18 protein-coding genes and 1 pseudogene are annotated in these 18,093 nt (G+C 72.2%); 8 read left to right on the forward strand and 11 right to left on the reverse strand.

Features of this window, described 5'->3' with window-relative positions; all coding sequences use genetic code 11:
- Positions 1-8: 8 nt before the first annotated feature.
- Positions 9-872 (reverse strand): SDR family NAD(P)-dependent oxidoreductase, encoded by an 864-nt coding sequence (locus tag OHS18_RS37675; RefSeq protein WP_328613981.1) that lies wholly within the window; start codon positions 870-872, stop codon positions 9-11.
- Between the two features lie 396 nt (positions 873-1,268).
- Here OHS18_RS37675 and aspS point away from each other — a divergent pair.
- The 3 genes and pseudogenes from aspS to OHS18_RS37690 all read left to right on the forward strand — a co-directional run bounded on the left by aspS (position 1,269) and on the right by OHS18_RS37690 (position 4,168).
- A pseudogene (gene aspS / locus OHS18_RS37680) lies at positions 1,269-2,504 on the forward strand (aspartate--tRNA(Asn) ligase).
- Positions 2,505-2,514: 10 nt separating this feature from the next.
- Positions 2,515-3,348, forward strand: coding sequence for an SCO6745 family protein (locus tag OHS18_RS37685; RefSeq protein ID WP_328613982.1), 834 nt, complete (start codon positions 2,515-2,517; stop codon positions 3,346-3,348).
- Between the two features lie 64 nt (positions 3,349-3,412).
- Positions 3,413-4,168 (forward strand): SDR family NAD(P)-dependent oxidoreductase, encoded by a 756-nt coding sequence (locus tag OHS18_RS37690; RefSeq protein WP_328613983.1) that lies wholly within the window; start codon positions 3,413-3,415, stop codon positions 4,166-4,168.
- A 37-nt stretch (positions 4,169-4,205) separates the two neighbouring features.
- Here the strand turns inward: OHS18_RS37690 and OHS18_RS37695 are convergent, their stop codons facing one another.
- Positions 4,206-4,613 carry a VOC family protein gene (locus tag OHS18_RS37695; protein WP_328613984.1) on the reverse strand — a complete coding sequence of 136 codons (408 nt, stop codon included), beginning with the start codon at positions 4,611-4,613 and terminating at the stop codon, positions 4,206-4,208.
- A gap of 23 nt (positions 4,614-4,636) precedes the next feature.
- A complete protein-coding gene (locus OHS18_RS37700; RefSeq protein WP_328613985.1) occupies positions 4,637-5,182 on the reverse strand; it encodes a CGNR zinc finger domain-containing protein in 546 nt (181 codons plus the stop codon).
- 100 nt (positions 5,183-5,282) lie between these two features.
- Between OHS18_RS37700 and OHS18_RS37705 the strand changes: the two genes are divergently transcribed.
- Positions 5,283-6,134 (forward strand): alpha/beta fold hydrolase, encoded by an 852-nt coding sequence (locus OHS18_RS37705; protein ID WP_328613986.1) that lies wholly within the window; start codon positions 5,283-5,285, stop codon positions 6,132-6,134.
- A 107-nt stretch (positions 6,135-6,241) separates the two neighbouring features.
- Here the strand turns inward: OHS18_RS37705 and OHS18_RS37710 are convergent, their stop codons facing one another.
- The 5 genes from OHS18_RS37710 to OHS18_RS37730 all read right to left on the reverse strand — a co-directional run bounded on the left by OHS18_RS37710 (position 6,242) and on the right by OHS18_RS37730 (position 10,132).
- On the reverse strand, positions 6,242-6,643 hold the full coding sequence (locus OHS18_RS37710) for a hypothetical protein (RefSeq protein WP_328613987.1): 402 nt from the start codon (positions 6,641-6,643) through the stop codon (positions 6,242-6,244).
- Complete coding sequence (locus OHS18_RS37715) at positions 6,643-7,461, reverse strand: heavy metal-binding domain-containing protein (protein ID WP_247061439.1); 819 nt, start codon at positions 7,459-7,461, stop codon at positions 6,643-6,645. The genes OHS18_RS37710 and OHS18_RS37715 overlap by 1 nt, the downstream gene beginning before the upstream one ends.
- Before the next feature lie 9 nt (positions 7,462-7,470).
- Positions 7,471-8,268 (reverse strand): heavy metal-binding domain-containing protein, encoded by a 798-nt coding sequence (locus OHS18_RS37720; protein WP_328613988.1) that lies wholly within the window; start codon positions 8,266-8,268, stop codon positions 7,471-7,473.
- Positions 8,269-8,390: 122 nt separating this feature from the next.
- On the reverse strand, positions 8,391-9,104 hold the full coding sequence (locus OHS18_RS37725) for a heavy metal-binding domain-containing protein (protein ID WP_328613989.1): 714 nt from the start codon (positions 9,102-9,104) through the stop codon (positions 8,391-8,393).
- A 2-nt stretch (positions 9,105-9,106) separates the two neighbouring features.
- Entirely contained in the window at positions 9,107-10,132 is a 1,026-nt protein-coding gene (locus OHS18_RS37730; protein ID WP_328444376.1) for a carbohydrate kinase family protein, read from the reverse strand.
- Positions 10,133-10,248: 116 nt separating this feature from the next.
- On the opposite strand from OHS18_RS37730, the gene OHS18_RS37735 reads away from it, so the two are divergent.
- Together OHS18_RS37735 and OHS18_RS37740 are read left to right on the forward strand one after the other, a co-directional pair.
- On the forward strand, positions 10,249-10,998 hold the full coding sequence (locus OHS18_RS37735; protein WP_328613990.1) for a DeoR/GlpR family DNA-binding transcription regulator: 750 nt from the start codon (positions 10,249-10,251) through the stop codon (positions 10,996-10,998).
- Positions 10,995-12,287, forward strand: a complete 1,293-nt coding sequence (locus OHS18_RS37740; RefSeq protein ID WP_328613991.1) for a 6-phospho-beta-glucosidase — start codon at positions 10,995-10,997, stop codon at positions 12,285-12,287. The genes OHS18_RS37735 and OHS18_RS37740 overlap by 4 nt, the downstream gene beginning before the upstream one ends.
- On the opposite strand, the gene OHS18_RS37745 is transcribed toward OHS18_RS37740, so the two are convergent.
- Positions 12,267-12,992 carry a nucleotidyltransferase domain-containing protein gene (locus OHS18_RS37745; RefSeq protein ID WP_328613992.1) on the reverse strand — a complete coding sequence of 242 codons (726 nt, stop codon included), beginning with the start codon at positions 12,990-12,992 and terminating at the stop codon, positions 12,267-12,269. The genes OHS18_RS37740 and OHS18_RS37745 overlap by 21 nt on opposite strands.
- An 82-nt stretch (positions 12,993-13,074) precedes the next feature.
- Here OHS18_RS37745 and OHS18_RS37750 point away from each other — a divergent pair, with 82 nt between their 5' ends.
- Complete coding sequence (locus tag OHS18_RS37750) at positions 13,075-13,914, forward strand: intradiol ring-cleavage dioxygenase (RefSeq protein WP_328613993.1); 840 nt, start codon at positions 13,075-13,077, stop codon at positions 13,912-13,914.
- On the opposite strand, the gene OHS18_RS37755 is transcribed toward OHS18_RS37750, so the two are convergent.
- Positions 13,911-14,618, reverse strand: coding sequence for an SDR family NAD(P)-dependent oxidoreductase (locus OHS18_RS37755; RefSeq protein WP_328618649.1), 708 nt, complete (start codon positions 14,616-14,618; stop codon positions 13,911-13,913). The two genes, OHS18_RS37750 and OHS18_RS37755, sit on opposite strands and share 4 nt — an antisense overlap.
- A gap of 225 nt (positions 14,619-14,843) precedes the next feature.
- Here OHS18_RS37755 and kstD point away from each other — a divergent pair, with 225 nt between their 5' ends.
- Complete coding sequence (gene kstD, locus OHS18_RS37760; RefSeq protein ID WP_328613994.1) at positions 14,844-16,577, forward strand: 3-oxosteroid 1-dehydrogenase; 1,734 nt, start codon at positions 14,844-14,846, stop codon at positions 16,575-16,577.
- Here the strand turns inward: kstD and OHS18_RS37765 are convergent.
- Positions 16,574-17,602 (reverse strand): LLM class flavin-dependent oxidoreductase, encoded by a 1,029-nt coding sequence (locus tag OHS18_RS37765; protein WP_328613995.1) that lies wholly within the window; start codon positions 17,600-17,602, stop codon positions 16,574-16,576. The genes kstD and OHS18_RS37765 overlap by 4 nt on opposite strands.
- Positions 17,603-18,093: the final 491 nt, after the last annotated feature.

Genomic DNA, 18,093 nt, shown 5'->3' on the forward strand with positions numbered 1-18,093 from the left:
TTCCGGGTTCAGTTTCGGGTGAGGCTGCTGAAGTCCCGCTGCGCGGCGTCGTCGGCGTCGGTGCGGCGGGACGTCTCGGCCCACGCGTCGATCTCGGCGATCTTGGCCTCGTCGGTGGCGCGGATCAGCATGACCGCGTCGGACCCCAGCGGCAGCCGCAGCGGCGGCTCGGCCAGGTCGGCGAGCTCGGTGATCACGCGGCCGGCCTTCGCGGGGTCGCCGGTGGCGAGCTGCTCCGGGCCGCGGATGTGCTCGATCATCGGGTTCAGCACGGGCTGGTAGGCCTCGCTCGGCTCGACGAACGACATCGACGAGCCGGCCCAGTCGGTGCGGAACCCGCCCGGCTCGACGATGGTCACCTTGACCCCGAACGGCTTCATCTCGTTGGCCAGTACCCCGGAAAAGCCTTCGACGCCGTGCTTCGCCGCCGAGTACGCGGCCAGGCCGACGCCCGGCGCGATCCGGCCGCCGACGGTGGAGATCTGGATGATGTGCCCGTGACCCTGCTCGCGCAGCACCGGGATCGCCGCGCGGGTCACCGTCACCACGCCCATCAGGTTCGTCTCGATCTGGGCGCGGAACTGCGCCGCCGGAGTGTCCTCGATGGACCCGAAGTCGGCGTAGCCGGCGTTGTTGACGACGACGTCGATGCGGCCGAACCGCTCGACGGCCGCCGCGATGGCGCGGTCGGCGGCGGCCTCGTCGGTGACGTCGAGCGCGACGGCGAGCGCGCGGTCCGCCGGCAGGTCGCCGAGGCTGCGCGGGTCGCGGGCGGTGGCCACGACGGAGTCGCCCCGCTCCAGGGCGGCGTCGACGATCTCCCGGCCGAGGCCGCGCGACGAGCCGGTGACGAACCAGACTTTGCCGGTCATGAGGTGTCCCTTCTTAACTGAATACTCATTCAATAGCGACGCTAGGCCTGTCGGTCGCGACTGTCAACTGAACGTTCATTCAAGAGTGGCGTGACGCCGGCCACGCCCGAAAATGCGGTGCGCGCTTCGCCGCGACCGGGCTAACCTCCCGGCCAACGCGCTGATGGAGCCGAGTAGCCCCGGGAGCGCACGGGTCCAGAGAGCCGCCGGCAGCTGGGAAGGCGGTCCCGTGTCCCGCGGTGAAGACCCTCCGGAGTGCGGGGAGGAAATGCCCCGCCGGCCGGCCCCCGTCACGGGCCACGAGAGGCCGTCCCCGGACGGTGAAAGTGTGGTGGCACCGCGAGTTCCCTTATCGCCCGCACTCCCAAGGGTCACGTCGCCTGCGAAGGGCCCACGATGATCTCCCGAACCTTGACCGCCGACCTGCCCCGGCACGTCGGCACCCACGTCCGCGTCGCCGGGTGGGTGCACCGCCGTCGCCGCCTGAAATCCGTCACGTTCCTCGCGGTCCGGGACCGGTCCGGCACCGCGCAGGTCGTGCTGTGCTCCGACGTCACGCCGCCGCCGGAAGAGACCGTGGTCGAGGTGCACGCGACCGTGACGGCGAACCCGCGCGCGCCCGGCGGTGTCGAGCTGACGTCGGCGTCGCTGGTTCCGCTGTCGGAACCGGCGGCACCACCGCCGTTCGACCTCTACCGGCCGGCGGTGTCCGCGTCGCTGCCGACGATCCTCGACCACGCGCCGGTCGCACTGCGGCATCCGCTGCTGAAGGCGCGGTTCGCGGTGTCCGCGGCCGCCGTCGCCGGGTTCCGGTCCACTTTGGACGGCCTGGGGTTCACCGGGACGCACACGCCGAAGATCGTCTCGTCGGCCACCGAGTCCGGCGCGAACGTCTTCGGCATCGACTACTTCGGCCGCCGCGCCTACCTCGCGCAGTCGCCGTAGTTCTTCAAGCAGGCGCTGGTCGGGGTGTTCGAGCGCGTTTACGAGGTCGGCCCGGTCTTCCGCGCGGAGCCGCACGACACCGCGCGGCACCTGGCGCAGTACACCAGCCTCGACGCCGAACTCGGGTTCATCGAGGACCACCACGACGTCATGGCCGTGCTGCGGGAGGTGCTGGCCGGGATGGCCGGGTCGGTCGCGTCGCTCGGCGTCGCCGTCCCGGAGGTGCCCGCCGAGATCCCGGAGCTCCACTTCGCCGACGCCCAGAAGATGCTGGGGAAGGACGAGCCCGACCTGGCGCCCGCCGACGAGCGGTGGCTGTCGGACTGGGCGGTGCGCGAGCACGGGTCGGAGTTCCTGTTCGTCACCGGCTACCCGATGGCGAAACGGCCGTTCTACACCCACCCGGACCCGGCGCGGCCCGCCTACTCGAACAGCTTCGACCTGCTGTTCCGCGGGCTGGAGCTGGTGACCGGCGGTCAGCGGCTGCACCGGCACGCCGACTACGTCGCGGCGCTCGGCGGCGAGGTTTCCGGATATGACGACTACTTGGCGGTGTTCGCGCACGGTATGCCGCCCCACGGCGGTTTCGCGCTGGGCCTGGAAAGGTGGACGGCGCGGCTCCTCGGGGTCGCCAACATCCGGGAGGTCACGCTGTTCCCGCGCGACCTGCACCGGCTGACCCCGTGAGGAGGCCGCGATGACCTTGCCCCGCCGGCTCTGGGCCGCGGTCGAGCCGCTGCACGCCGTGGTGTACTTCGCGCCCGAGACCGCGGCCGCGGCGAAGGCGGCCGGCCTGCGCGGTTACTGGATGGGCTACTTCGCCGGCCGTCTCGCGCCGCTGGGCCCGATCGGTCCCGCGGCGGCGACGTCGGTGTTGTTCGGCTTCGCGCCGGGGATGGTCTCGCGGGCCCTGCCGGACGCGTGGTCGTTCGCCTCTCCGGCGGATGTCCTCCGGACGCGCATCGAGGCGGTCGAGGAGGCCTTGGGCCGGGCGGTGCCCGACGCCGCGGAGCTGGCTTCGTTGCTGGAGCGGGCGGTGGACGCGTGCCGCTTCGACGGGCGTCCGCTGGCGGCGGCGTGGTCGGCGGTGCCCCGCCCCTCCGGCGTGCTCGGCCGGCTCTGGCTGGCGGCGACGATCCTGCGCGAGCACCGCGGCGACGGCCACGTGCTGTCGGCCGTCCACGCGGGCCTGTCCGGCCTGGAGACCACGCTGACCCACATCGGCGACGACGTGCTCACCCGCGGCGACGTCCAGCCGCACCGCGGCTGGTCCGATGAGGACTGGACCGCGGCGGTCGATCGCTTGCGGGACCGGGGCGTGCTCGACGCGTCGGGTCGGTTGACCTCGGCCGGTGGTTCGCTGCGCCGCGGCATCGAAGAGGACACGGACCGCCTGGCGTCGGCCCCGGTCGAGGCACTCGGCGACGAGGGACTGGCCCGGGTCCTGGAGCTGGCGGTCCCGCTGAGCCGCGCGGTGATCGACGCGGGCCTGGTCCCGGTCCCGAACCCGATGGGCGTCCCGCGGCCGTGAGCTGTCGATTCCGGGGGTGCTCGTTCGACGCGGAGGTGACCGCACCCGGACATCGGAGGTACTCATGACGTTGCTCGCTGGGAAGAACGCCATCGTCTACGGCGGGGGCGGGCGGATCGGCAGCGCCGTGGCCGGTGCGTTCGCCGCAGAAGGCGCGCGCGTTTTCCTCGCCGGCCGCGGCTTGTCCCGGCTCGACGCCGTCGCCGAGCGGATCCGGGCGGCCGGTGGGTCGGCCGAAACCGCGTCGGTCGACGCGCTGGACGAGCGGGCCGTCGAAGAGCACGCCGACGCCGTCGCCATGCAGGGCGGGATCGACGTCTCCTTCAACCTCGTCAACCATGGTGACGTGCAGGGGACGCCGCTGATCGACATGACCCTTTCCGACTACGAGCAGCCGGTCGTGACCGCCGTGCGGACGAACTTCCTGACCGCGCGGGCCGCGGCGCGGCACATGGTCGAGCAGCGCTCCGGCGTGCTGCTGTTCTTCGGCGGCGCGGGGGATCCCGTGCGCGAGTTCTCCGTCGGTGGGCTGCAGGTGGCGTTCCACGCCCTCGAGGCCATGCGCCGCCAGCTCGCCGCCGAACTGGGCCCGCACGGCGTGCGCGCGGTGACGCTCCGGACCGGCGGCATCCCGGAGACGCTCCCCGCGGACTTCGCCGCCCGCCAGGTGGTCGAGGACAGCATCACCGGCCGGACGATGCTGGGCCGCGCGGCCACCCTGGCCGACGTCGGCGCGGTGGCGGCGTTCGTGGCGTCGGACCGGGCGCGGTCGATGACGGCCTCGACGGTCAACGTCAGCTGCGGCGCCTTGGTCGACTAGCGCTCTGCCGCGGCAGGTCCGGGCCGGCGGGTGCGTGCTAGTTCCGGGCGGTGATCTGCTGGACCGTCCACGCGTTGCCGTCGGGGTCGGCGAAGTGCACGAAACCCACGTTGTTCAAGTCCGCTTCGCCGTCCCAGGTGCCCATTCCGTGGACCTGGATCTCGCTGACCGCGACGCCGCGTTCGGTGAGCATGGCGTTGGCCTTCGGCAGGTCGTTGACCACCAGGTGGAGCCCCTTGAGCGAGCCCGGCGGCATGTCCGGCACCGCGCCGCGGCCGAACACGATCGAGCAGCCCGAACCCGGCGGGGTCAGCTGGACGATCCGGACGCCTTCGGCGGGCGTGATGTCGTGGTCGAGGACGAAGCCGAGCTGATCGGCGTAGAACGCCTTCGCCCGGTCCACGTCGGACACCGGCACGATGACCACTTCGAGCGTCCAGTCCATGGTGCGTCCCTTCGCCGGCGGGCTCACACGGTACGCCGCTCGACCAGCAACTGCTGGTGGCGTGCCGCGCGGACGCGGTCGCCGCACGTCGTGGAGCACCAGCGGCGGCGCGCGTGCTCGCGGAAGTAGAACCGGACGCAGCCGTGGGCCTCGCACGGGCGCACCAGCCGGCCCAGGTCACCGCCGGCGACCTCGATCGCGTCGCGGGCCAGGGTCGCCGCGGCTTCCTCGACGCTGCCCGGCCGGGTGCTGTGCCACTCCCGGTGCGGCCCGGCGGCCCAGGTGAGCTGCGGTGCGGCGGCGTCGGCGCGGGCGGCCGCGTTCACCGCGTCGACGGCGGCCGGGTCCGGCACCCGGTCCTCGGCCAGCGCGGCGAGCAGCTCACGGACCGCTGTGCGGAGGTCCGTGAGGGGGCCGACATCGGCGACCGACGTCACCCGGAGGCCGTGCGCGTGCAGCCAGGGGAGCGGGTCTTCGAGGTCGTCGACAGCACCGCCGCCGCCGACCCGCTGGGTGTTGACCAGCGCCAACGCGAGCGAGCGCTCCTCGCCGGGTGCCGCAGTGACCACGTTCGCCTCCCGAGTCCGGCCTCCAGTTTCCCCGATCTGTTGACAGCCTACCGCGTCTCATGGATAAATGGAAAAATTCCATGAGATGCGAGGAGCAACCATGACCGCCGTGCACCACCGCCACGCCACCGTCGCCGGGCACCGGCTCTTCTACCGGGAGGCCGGGCCCGCCGAAGCTCCCACGATCGTGCTGCTCCACGGCTTCCCGACGAGCTCGCACATGTACCGGCACCTCATCCCGGCGCTGGCTGACCGCTACCACGTCATCGCGCCGGACTACCTGGGCGCGGGCGCCTCCGACGCGCCTTCGGTCGAAGAGTTCGGCTACACCTTCGACGCGCTCGCCGAGCTCACCCTCGGCCTGCTCGACCAGCTCGGCCTGACCCGGTTCGCGCTCTACATCCAGGACTTCGGCGCGCCGGTCGGCCTGCGGATCGCCACGGCGAACCCGGACCGCGTCACGGCGATCGTCACGCAGAACGGCAACGCCTACGTCGAAGGCCTCGGCGAAGGCCTGCCGCAGAAGCTGGCCGCCGGCACGCTGACCGGCGACGACCTGCGCGCGATGGTCACCCTCGAAGCCACCAAGGCGCAGTACCTCGACGGCTCACCCGACCCGGAGCTGGTCAGCCCGGACGTCTGGATCCACGACCAGGCGCTGCTCGACCGGCCCGGCGCGGCGGAGATCCAGATGGCGCTGCTCGCGGACTACCACCACAACATCGGCCTGTACCCGAAGTTCCACGAGTACTTCCGGACCAGCCGGGTGCCGGTGCTGGCGGTCTGGGGCGGCAACGACGAGATCTTCATCGCCGACGGCGCCCGCGCGTACGCCCGCGACCTGCCGGACGCGGAGATCCACCTGCTCGACGCGGGCCACTTCGCGCTGGAGACGCAGCTGGACACGATCGCCGGCTACATCCGCGGCTTCCTCGGCCGGGTGCTGCGCTGACGCGTGCTGCGCTGAAGCCCGGGTCTGTCGTACCCCGCGGCTAGTCTGTGTATTCGGGGGCGCTCATCCCGCCCCCGATGAAACTTCCCTTGCGGGGCAAGGACTTGTCAGCTGCCGAGCAGGCGCGAGAGCGCGTCCCGGGCTTTCGCGTCCTTCTCGGCCAGCGTCGTCAGCTCCCGGGCGAGCGCCGCCAGCCAGTCTTCGACCGCGGCTTCCTTGCGGCTGATCACCACGCCGCGCACCACCTGGCGGATCTCCGCCGCGACCCCGCCGTGTTTGCCCGCGCTCAACACCAGAACCCGGTCCGGGGTGCTCACCTGGACCGAAACCACCTGCCCGGCGCGGCCGGCGACGCGGTCGGCGAACGTCCGTTGCCGCGAAACCTCGACCATGCCCGCCGGGAGCGCGTCGCCCAGCGTCTCCGACAGGACGCGGTGGTAGGACTCGACGTCCGCGCGGTCCGTGCGCAGGGCCGCGACCAGCAGGTGGAACTCCAGCTCGGCGCCCATCAGTCGGTGAGGGGCAGCACGAGCTGCGGCTTGGCGATGTGGTGGTCCTCCCGCAACGGTTTCACCGCGGTGCCGATGGCGAAGAACTCCGTCGTGTGCCCGCCCCAGCGGTGCGGCAGCGACAGCAGCTGGACGCCGACGATCCCTTCTGCCTCGAGCTGTTCCGCCTCGGTCTGCATCCGCGACATCGCGAGCTCGCGCGCGTCGTAGAGCGCTTCGGTGTACTGCGGGATCTCGACGTTCTGGCCGATGTTGCCCATCATCTGCCGGAACCGCTGGTGCGCGATGTGGTAGACGCAGGTGCCCATCACCATGCCCAGCGGCGCGTACCCGGCCTGCACGAGCGTCCAGAAGTCCTGCCCGGACAGGTCCGAGGTGAACGGCTTTCCGGTGTTGTTGCGCCACTGCCCGGGTTCGTCGGCCTTCACCGCGGTGCCGACGGCGATGAACTCGGCGAGGTCGCTGCCGAACTCCTTGAACTCGATCTCGAGCCGGACCGCGACGATGCCGTCCGCGCCCAGCACGTCCGCCTCCGCCTCCATCCGGGACATCGCGAGCTCGCGGGCGTGGTACATCGCCTGGGAAAGCCGGTCCAGCTCCTGGTTCTTGCTCCACCGGCCCATCTGGAACCCGACGTGGTAGATGCTCGACCCGAGCACCAGCCCGAGCGGCCGGAACCCGGCTTCGCGCACGAGCAGGAACTCGTTGACGCTCAGGTCCGACGTGAACAGGCTGGTCTTCTGGCCCGGTCGCATCTCGGCGAGCCGGCGCATCGCATCCTCGGGGATGTGCTGCCCGGCGGGGTCCGCGGTGGTCACGAAGCCTCCTCAGGAACGGTTCAACGGAAGGATCTTGAGCGCGCTGGTCGGGGCGGCGCGCCCGGTGTGGAAGCGGGCGATCGCGGTGCCGGTGACGGACGCGATGCCGGCCATCGCGACCTCCTGCACGGGCCAGGTCCGCAGGGTCATGCCGGAGACGATGCCGCCGTCGGCGCCGGCGTCGCGGATCGCGCGGGCGAACTCGGCCCGGGCGGCGGCGCGGACTTCGGTGACGACCCTCGTGGGCGCGTCCACTTCGGTGTTCCCGGCCCAGGTGGTCGTCTGGTACTGCATGTTGTAGTCGTACTGCGCGCGCCCGGCGATGCCGACCGCGAGGCGCACCGGCACCCAGCCCGCCTGCATCAGCTTGCCGACGTCCTGGCCGGGCAGGTCGGTGGTGAACAGCCGCCGCGGCCGCTGCTTCGTCTCCGCGCGCACGGCGGTGCCGAGGGCGACGAACTCCTCCATCACGCCGTCGAGCGAGGTGACGGTGAACCCGATGCCGAGCACGCCGTCGGCGCCCAGCGCGGTCGCCTCCTGGGCGAGCCGGTCGAGCGCGGTCGAGTAGCCCTGCCGCAGCATGCCGGAGATCAGCTTGACCTGGTCGTCGGCGAAGATGCCGGTGCCGGTCCAGCCGACCTGCTGCACGACGCAGCCCATGACCTCGCCGATCGCGGTGAAGCCGGCGACTTCGGCGCCCACCGCGCTGGGCACGCTCATCAGCGACGTCTTGAGCCCGGACGCGGCGTAGCGCTCGACGCGGGCCCGCGCGACGGGAGGCAGGCCACGACCGTCCCACTCGGGCACTTCGGACCTCCTTCGGCGGGCTTCTCCCGCCATCGTGGCACGGATCCGCACCGGGGGCGGCGGACCGCGGGTGATCAGTCCGGATGCTCCCGGTTCCGGGGAAGGATCTTGCGTGCGCCGGGTCAGCCGCGGCGGTCCAGCGGCAGCACCGCCAGCGCGTCCCGCGGCGCCGGACCGGTACCGCACCGGGCGATCGCCGTGCCGAACACACCCGCCACCGCCGCCGCGCCGGTGCGGCCGAGAGGCCAGGCGCTCAACGTCGTCGCGGACACGAGACCGCCGTCCGCTCCGGAAACCCGCACCGCCTCCAGGAACTCCGCGCGCGCCGCGGCTCGCACCCGCGTCACCAGTTCCGTCGGCGCCGCGATCTCCTGCGCCGGGCGGTCCGGCATCGCGAGGTCGTAGACCGTGCCACCGTCGAGGCCGATCGCCAGGGTCACCGGCACCCAGCCCGCCGGCAGGAGCTTCGCCACGTCCGGGCCGGACAGGCTCGTCGTGAACACCGGTCCGGCGCGCTTGCCGCCGGTCGCGCGGACGGCCGTGCCCAGCACGACGAACTCCCGGATCGCCCGGCTCGCGTGGGTCACCGTGCACCGGATGCCGAGGACGCCGTCCGCACCGAGGGCCCGGGCCTCCGCGCGCAGGCGGTCCAGCGCTGTGGCGTAGCCACGCCGCAGGCACGACGCCGGGTCGTCGACGCCGGCGTGCTCGACGACGCAGCCCATCACCTCGCCGATCGGCCGCAGCCCCACCGCTTCGGCGCCGACCGCGCCCGGGACCGACAGCAACGACGTCCGCAGCCCGGACGCGGTGTAGCGAGCGGCCCGGTCCGGCACGGCTATTCCCAGCCGTCCTCGGTGCCGAAGCCGAGCGTCACCGGGCCGCGCCGGGAAGTGCCGGTCTCCGTGTCGGCGGGCAGGACTTCGTCGAGGAACCCGTAGTCCGGCCGCCGGGTGCGCGCGTGCCACTGGGCGATCTCGTGCCAGCCGGGCGCGGCGAGCGCGCCGCCGAAGTGCTGCACCGACAGGCTCGCGGTCAGGCACGCGAACCGCAGCCGGTCCGCCAGCGACCAGCCGGTCAGGGTGGCGGCGACGAACCCCGCGCCGAAGACGTCACCCGCGCCGGTGGCGTCGAGGACGTCGACCGGCAGCGCGGGCACGTCGGCCGTCTCGCCGGTGGTGCTGTCGACGGCCAGCACCCCCGCGCCGCCGCGGGTGATCACCGCGATCGGCACCAGGTCGGCGAGCGTCGACAACGCCGCTTCGGGCGTGTCGGTGCGGGTGTAGCGCATGGCCTCGATGTCGTTGGGCAGGAACGCGTGGCAGCACGCCAGCTGGTCGAGCAGCGCCCGCGACCAGGCCTCGGACGGGTCCCAGCCGACGTCGGCGAACACCAGGCTGCCGGACTGGTGGGCCGTGTGGACCCAGTCGGCGGTGTCGAGGCCGATGTGCGCGACGGTCGCGCGGCTCGGCGGCGGCGAACCGGCGAGCTGCGCGACGGGCACGGGCGGCGGGTGGCCATGGGTGATCATCGCGCGGTCGCCGGCGTAGGCGAGCGAGACGGTGACGGGCGAGTGCCACCGCGGAAACCGTTGCGAGCGCGAAAGATCGATGTGCTCCTGCCGCGACAGCACGTCCCAGCAGTAGCGGCCGTAGACGTCGGTGCCGAACGCGGCGGCCAGCGACGTCCGCAGCCCGAGCCGGCTCAGCGCGACGGCGAAGTTCGCGATCCCGCCCGGGCCCGAGCCCATGCCGCCCGTCCACACCTCTTCCCCTGGTGCGGGCGGCTTTTCCAGACCGGTGAAGACCAGGTCGAAGAACAGCAGGCCGGACAGGAAGACGTCGATGTCGGGTTCAGCCGTCACGGGCGCCTCCAGAGCTGCGCAAGCTTGCGCACGAGACTGCTTGAGTCGCGCAGATTTCGCAAGAGCCGCGCAAACTCGTCCGTGTGATGAGCGGGTTTGACTGCTATCGTCGCCGGATGCTGCCCCAGCGCCGCTACGACCTGATCCTGCGGACCCTGCGCGTGGAGGGTCCGGCGCCGGTCGGCGTGCTGGCCGAGCGGCTCGGCGTCAGCCCGGCGACGGTGCGGCGCGACCTGGTGCACCTCGATCGTGAAGGCCGGCTGACCCGCGTCTACGGCGGTGCGGTGGCGTGCGCGGACGACGACGAGCCGTTCGCGCAGGTCGCCGCCGAACGGGCCGACGACAAGGAAGCCGTCGCCCGCCGCGCGGCCGCGCTGGTCGCCGACGGCGACACCGTGCTCCTCGACATCGGCACCACCGCGCACCGGCTGGCCCGCCACCTGCGCGACCGCGCGCTGACCGTGATCACCAGCAGCCTCGCCGTCTACGAAGAGCTGAAGGACGCCGAAGACGTCCAGCTCGTGCTGCTCGGCGGGGTGGTGCGTCGCAGCTATCACTCGATGGTCGGGTTCCTCACCGAGGACGCGCTGCGCCAGGTGCGCGCCGGCACCGTCTTCCTCGGCGCCAGCGGGATCCGGTGCGACGGCCAGGTGATGGACTCGACGGTCGTCGAGGTGCCGGTGAAGCGGGCGATGGTCGCCGCGGCCGACCGCGTGGTGCTGCTGGCCGACGCGGGCAAGTTCCCCGGTACCGGGCTCGCGAAGGTGTGCGGGCCGGAGGCCCTCGACATCGTCGTCACCAGCGTGGGAGCCGACGAACCGACGTGCGCGGCGCTCGGCGAGGCCGGCGTCGAGGTGCTGCGATGAGGCTCGCGCTGCTCGGCGGCGGCGGGTTCCGCGTCCCGCTGGTGCACGGCGCGCTGCTGGCCGGGGGCGACAGCACCGAACTGGTCCTGCACGACGTCGACGCCGGCCGGCTCGCGGCGATCGAACGGGTCCTCGCCGAACAGGCGGCCGGTGTCCCGGGCGCGCCGCGGGTGCGCACGACCACCGATCTGCGCGCCGCACTGTCCGATGTGGACTTCGTGTTCTCCGCCATCCGGGTCGGCGGGATGCGCGGCCGGCGGCTCGACGAGCAGGTCGCGTTCGCGGAAGGTGTGCTGGGGCAGGAAACCGTGGGCGCGGGCGGGATCGCGTACGGGCTGCGGACGGTCCCGGTCGCCGTCGCGCTCGCCCGCACGATCGCCGAGGTCGCGCCGCGCGCGTGGGTCGTCAACTTCACCAACCCGGCCGGGCTGGTCACCGAGGCGATGGCGGAGGTGCTCGGCGAGCGTGTGATCGGCATCTGCGACTCGCCGGTCGGGCTGTGCCGCCGGGTGGCGCGCGCCCTCGGCGTCGACCCGGCCGCGGCGCGATTCGACTACTCCGGGCTGAACCACCTCGGCTGGCTCCAAGCGGTCCACGTCGGCGGTGAGGACGTCCTGCCGCGCCTGCTGTCCGATGTGGACGCACTGGAGTCGTTCGAGGAAGGGAAACTCTTCGGCGCGGACTGGCTGCGCGTGCTGGGCGCCCTGCCGAACGAGTACCTGCACTATTACTACTTCACCCGCGAAGCCCTGGGCGTGGCGTCGCGCGGGGCCTTCCTGCTGGAGCAGCAGAAGTCGTTCTACGCGGACCCGTCGCTGGCTTCGTGGGACCGGACGCGCCTGGAGCGCGAAGAGACGTACATGGCCGAGACGCGCGAAGGCGAACGCGAAGACCTCGAAGGTGGCGGCTACGAGAAGGTCGCGCTGGCGCTCATGCGCGCCCTCGCGGGCGGCGAGCGGGCCACGTTGATCCTCAACGTCCGCAACGGATCCGCGCTTCCGGGCGTTCCGGCGGACGCGGTCGTCGAGGTGCCGTGCGTCGTCGACGGCGCGGGCGCGCGTCCGCTCGACGCCGGGCCGTTGCCGGACCACGCGCTGGGTCTGGTGACGGCGGTGAAGGCCGTCGAGCGGGCGACGATCGAAGCGGCGACGACGGGTTCGCGGGAGGCGGCGCTGCGGGCGTTCGCGGTGCACCCGCTGGTGGATTCGGTTTCCGTGGCGCGCCGGCTGCTGGACGGGTACGTCGCCGCGCACCCGGAACTCGCGTACTTAGGAAGCCAGCGCGCGTAGCAGCGGAGCCAATCGTTCGGCGAGGCGGGCGTCCAGATGGCGGGTCTCGGTGATCAGGAGTTCGGTGACGGCGCGGAAAGCCCGCGAGAGGTCTTCGAGCCCGTGCGCGAGTGTCGTCTCGAACTCCGCCAGGAGTGCGGCGGGCAGCTGGTCGAGGCCCCGGCCTTCGCCCGCGGGCACGTCGTGCCGCACGCACGCCAGGGACAAGGCGTACTCGCGAACCCGGCTGATCATGTACTCGGCCTGCCAGGCGCGCCCGCGGGCGATGCTCGACCGCGCGTGCAACGCGTGCAGCCACGCCAGGTCGACAAACCGCCGCGCGTCGGGCAGTGGCGACGGCTCGCGGTCGTTCGTGGTGCCGAACAGCAGCCGGAACTTCGGTGAGGTCGCGCCGAAGTCCGCTTCGGGCCAGAAGGACAGATCGACCTGAAGCGTGTTCTCCAGGAGGAACACGCGGTAGACGGTCCGTTCGAACACGACGTCCATGTGGTGCATCGCGCCGTGGTCGCGGTACAGCAGCGCCGTGAAGTCGGCGAGCACCCGCTCGGGCTCGGTCGTCTTGAAGGCCAGGTCGATGTCGGACCACGCGTCTTCGGCGTCGAGCGCGGCCGAGCCGGTGAGCGCGGCGCCGGTGACGCGGTCGTCCGCACGGGCCGCCGCGAGCAGGGCGCTGCGCAGCAGGTCCCTGTCCCCCGGTGTGTACACAACCCCAGGCTAGCGGGCGCACAGCGGCCGCACAGGCGACCTCTTTAGCCTCGGATTCCCGACATCCAGGACGGAGACGGACATGGACCACCACGAGGGCCAGCGGGTCAGCAGGCGGCGGCTCCTGGCCGGGGTAAGCTCGGTCAGCCTGACCGGGCTGCTCGCGGCGTGCTCGGGCTCCACCGCCGTCACGACGAGCACCGGCGCGAGTGTGACGCCGGAAGCGACCACCACGAAGGACCTCACGAACCTGTTCCAGGACAGCGGAAGCTGCGCGCTCACCGCGTCGACCACACAGGGGCCGTACTACTTCGACGCCGACAAGATCCGCGCCGACGTCCGGGAAGACCGGCAAGGCAAACGCTTGCGCGTCGCGCTGAAGCTGCAGGACAGCGAAACCTGCAAGCCGCTGCCGAACTCCGTCGTCGAGATCTGGCACTGCGACGCGGCGGGGCTCTACTCCGGGGCGGAATCGCTGTCGTCGGGCGGGCCTGGTGGAGCGCCGCCGGGTGGCGGGCCACCCCCGAGTGGCGGCCGGCCGCCGGGCGGTGGTGGGGACCGGGGTGACCTGACCCCCACCGACGACCAGCGTTACCTGCGCGGCGCCCAGGTGACGAACGCGGCGGGCATCGTCGAGTTCACCACGATCTGGCCCGGCTGGTACCGCGGCCGGACCACGCACGTCCATGTGCTGGTGCACGTCGGCAACCAGCGGGTGCTGACCACACAGCTGATGTTCGACGAGAAGCTCAACAGCGCGGTCTACGCCGAGCAGCCGTACGCGGCGCACACCGGCCGGGACACCTTGAACGACAACGACTCCATCTTCAAGGACACGATGCTGATGACGGTCAAGGCGGACGGCGACGGCTACCTCGGCGCGCACGTGCTCGTTGCCGACTCCGACCGCGACGGCAGCTAGACGACGAGCGCGTTGAACTCCGCCTCGGCCTCGTCGCGCTCGGCGTGCAGGAGCCACGCCCGCTCGGCGATGTCGTCGGGGTCCAGCGTGCCCGGCATGGAATCCGGGGCCTGCTCGGTGAACATCCGGTGGATGTCGCCGCGCTCGATGACGCCGCCGATCGTGAGCGTCCCGGCGTAGACACCCTGGTCGCGCAAGGCCGCGTTGAGCGTCAGGACGTACATGCGCAGCGCCGCCGCCGCGGGGGCGAAGCTGCCGAGCAGCGGGATCGGGTACTTGCCGCTGATGCCGCCGGCGAACAGGAGCGAGCCCGTGCCGCGCTCCAGCAGGCGCGGCAGGACGGCCTGGGTCACCTGCGCGGCCGGGAGCACGATCGACTCGAACGGCACGCGCAGATTGTCGGCCCCGGCTTCGGTCAGCGGGGCGATCGCCGAGCCGACGCCGAGGTCCGCCGGGCCGAAGTACACCGCGTCGATCTCGCCCGCTTCGGCCGTGATGCGCGCGAGGACCGCGCGGACCTGGGCTTCGTCGGTGACGTCGGCGGTGTAGGTGTGCGCGGTGATGCCGGCTTCGGCGAGCGACGCGCGGTAGGTCGCGTGCCGCGCGTCGATGCGTGAGACCAGCGCCGGCGTGAACCCTTCGCGGCCGAACCGGTGCGCGATCGACAGGCCGAGTCCGGGACCGACACCCAGGACGGCGAGCACTTTCGACAAGAGGACCTCCTCGGAAGATAACTTGAGACTATGCTCAAGTTAGTCAGAAGGTGAGGGTGCCGTCAACTTACGTCCCGTGCGCCGAATGCCGTCCGCGGTTGGCGCCTCCGGTCCATTCGGGAGGGTGGACACTGCTCCAAGCGGGTAGAACATGTTCCAGTTTTCCGCCGGTGCCGACACCATGACCTTCGCCGTTCCGCGAGCGAGGAGTGCCCCATGGATGCCGACCTGACCCGCCGCCAGATCCTGCGCGGTACCGCGGCGGGCGTGGGAATCGCAGTGACCGCCGGAATCTCGGGGGCGCCGGCCGCCGGTGCGGCACCGCTCGTGGGGGAGTACGACGTCGTCGTGGTCGGCTCCGGCGCGGCCGGGATGACCGCCGCGCTGACGGCGGCCAAGCGCGGGCTGAGTGTCGTCGTGGTCGAGAAGGCGCCGACGTTCGGCGGGTCCGCCGCCCGCTCCGGCGCGGGCATCTGGATCCCGAACAACCCCGTGCTGCTCGCCGCCGGCGTGCCGGACACCCCGGCGAAAGCCGCGCAGTACCTCGCCGCAGTCGTCGGCCCGGACGTGCCGGCCGCGCGCCAGGAAGCGTTCCTGCGCAACGGACCCGCGATGATCGCGTCCGTGATGGCCAACAGCCCGCTGCGGTTCCGCTGGATGGAGGGCTACAGCGACTACTACCCGGAACTGCCGGGCGGCCTGCCGAACGGGCGGTCCATCGAACCCGACCAGTTCGACGGCAACCTGCTCGGTGCCGAGCTGGCGAACCTGAATCCGGCGTACCTCGCGACGCCGGCCGGGCTCGTCGTGTTCAGCGCCGACTACAAGTGGCTGAACCTGGCCGCGGTCAACGCGAAGGGCGCCGCCGTCGCCGCCACGTGTCTCGCGCGGGGGACGGCCGCCGCGCTAGCCGGGCAGAAGCCGCTCACCATGGGGCAGGCACTGGCCGCCGGGCTTCGGGCCGGGCTGCTCGCGGCGAACGTCCCGGTGCTGCTGAACACCCCGCTCACCGACCTGAACGTCGAAAACGGTGCGGTCACCGGTGTTCTGGTACCGCAGGGCCTGATCCGCGCACGCCGCGGCGTGATCGTCGGCTCGGGCGGCTTCGAGCACAACGCGGCCATGCGCGCGCAGTACCAGCGGCAGCCGATCGGCACGGCCTGGACGGTCGGCGCCAAGGAGAACACCGGCGACGGCCACCGCGCGGGCCAGCGCGCCGGCGCCGCGCTCGACCTGATGGACGACGCCTGGTGGGGCCCGGCGATCCCGACGCCCGGCGACCCGTACTTCTGCCTGGCCGAGCGGACGCTGCCGGGCGGGCTGATCGTCAACCAGGCCGGGCAGCGGTTCGTCAACGAGGCCGCGCCCTACAGCGACGTCGTGCACACGATGTACGACAAGAACCCGTCGGCGCCGGACATCCCCGCGTGGCTGATCGTCGACCAGAGCTACCGCAACAAGTACCTGTTCCGCGACATCCTGCCGCTGCTGCCGTTCCCGGACGCCTGGTACAGCGCGGGCGCGGTCTTCAAGGCGTCGAGCGTCCAGGCGCTCGGCTCGGCGATCGGCGTGCCGCCGGCCGCGTTGAAGTCCACAGTGGACCGGTTCAACGGCTTCGCGTGGGCGGGCGTCGACCGCGACTTCCGCCGCGGCGCGAGCGCGTACGACCACTACTACACCGACCCGCTGGTGCTGCCGAACTCCTGCCTCGCGCCGCTGTGGGCTCCGCCGTTCTACGCGCTCAAGCTGGTCCCCGGCGACCTGGGCACGAAGGGCGGCATGCGCACGGACGCCCGGGCGCGCGTGCTGCGCCCGGACGGCTCGGTGATCCCCGGTCTCTACGCCGCCGGCAACGCCAGCGCGGCCGTGATGGGCCACAGCTACGCGGGCGCGGGCTCGACCATCGGCCCGGCGATGACGTTCGGCTACATCGCCGCGAACGACGTCTAGAACTCCTTCTGCACCAACGGAAGCACCTCGGTGCCGAGCAGTTCGATGGCCGTCATGACATCCTGGTGCGGCACACCGGACCAGTCCATCTGCAGCGCGTACCGGTCGGCGCCGGTGAGCTTGCCGACGGAGATCAGCCGCTCGGCGATCTCCTGCGGGCTGCCGACGAACAGGGCCTGCGCGCCCTGGGCGTACGTGTCGTACTCGGCGCGGGTCGGGATCGCCCAGCCGCGGGCCTTCGCGCCGTACTTCATCGTCTCGAGCCAGTACGGGTAGAACTTCTCCTTCGCGTCCTGCGAATTCGGCGCGATGAGCCCGATGGCGCTCATCGTGACGTGCAGGTCTTCAGGCTGGTGCTCGCCCGCTTCGCCGGCCTGGCGGTAGAGGTCGACCAACGGCGCGAAGCGCTCCGGCCGGCCGCCGATCACGGCGTAGACGACGGGCAGGCCGAGCAGGCCCGCGCGGATCGACGACTCGGGGTTGCCGCCGGTGCCGACGGAGATCCGCAGCCGCCTGCCGTACGGGCGGGGGAGGATCCGCACGTTGTCGAGCGGCGGCCGGAACCTGCCGGACCAGGTGAGCGGGTCCTCGCGGTCGATCCGCAGGAGCAGGGCGAGCTTCTCTTCGAAGAGCTCGTCGTAGTCGCCGAGGTCGTTGCCGAACAGCGGGAACGACTCGGTGAACGACCCGCGCCCGGCCAGCAGCTCGGCGCGACCGTGGCTGAGCTGGTCGAGGGTCGTGAACTGCTGGTAGACGCGCACCGGGTCCTCGGTGCTCAGCACGGTGACGGCGGAGCTCAGGGTGATCTGGTCGGTGACGCTCGCGGCCGCGGCCAGTACGGTGCCGGGGCTCGAGATGGCGTACTGATCGAGGTGGTGTTCGCCGAGGCCGTAGAAGTCCAGGCCCAGCTGGTCGGCGAGCTTGATCCGCTCGAGGGTGTTGGCCAGCTGCTGGGCGACGGAGACCTGCTCGCCGGTGCGGGGGTCCGGCGGCCGGTCGCCGAAACTGTAGATACCGAGTTTCATAGAGCGTTCAACTACCTCTTGGTCCGATTCGTTCCCGGCGCAGGTCGGGCGGCTCCGCTGAGGGCTTGACCTGCGTGTTCAGGTCGACGGCTCCGGACCAGCTCCGGACCGGCAGTGGCTGGGCGGGGTGCCGGACGGCTTGGTGGACAGCCGGCGCCGCTGCCGCCTCGGATTGTTCCCGCCGGGTCGGCCGCGATGACCACCCCCGCGCGCCCGGCTCGGCGGCACTCGCGCGGGTGTGCGAACCGGCGCGGGGTGCGGGCTGTGAGCCCGCCCGTGGCTGGGCGGGCGTCTCGCGTGATCGGGCGGGCATTACTCGTGATGGTGCGGGCGTCTCGTGTGTCTGGGCAGGCGTCTCGCGTGATCCGCGGGGCATCTCGCGTGGCTGGGCGGGCGTCTCGCGTGATCCGCGGGGCATCTCGCGTGACTGGGCGGGCATCACTCGGACCTCGCGGCCGGGTGCTGGGTGACCGGAGCTTCGGGTGGCGGGC

Source organism: Amycolatopsis sp. NBC_00355 (assembly GCF_036104975.1).
Taxonomy (GTDB): domain Bacteria; phylum Actinomycetota; class Actinomycetes; order Mycobacteriales; family Pseudonocardiaceae; genus Amycolatopsis.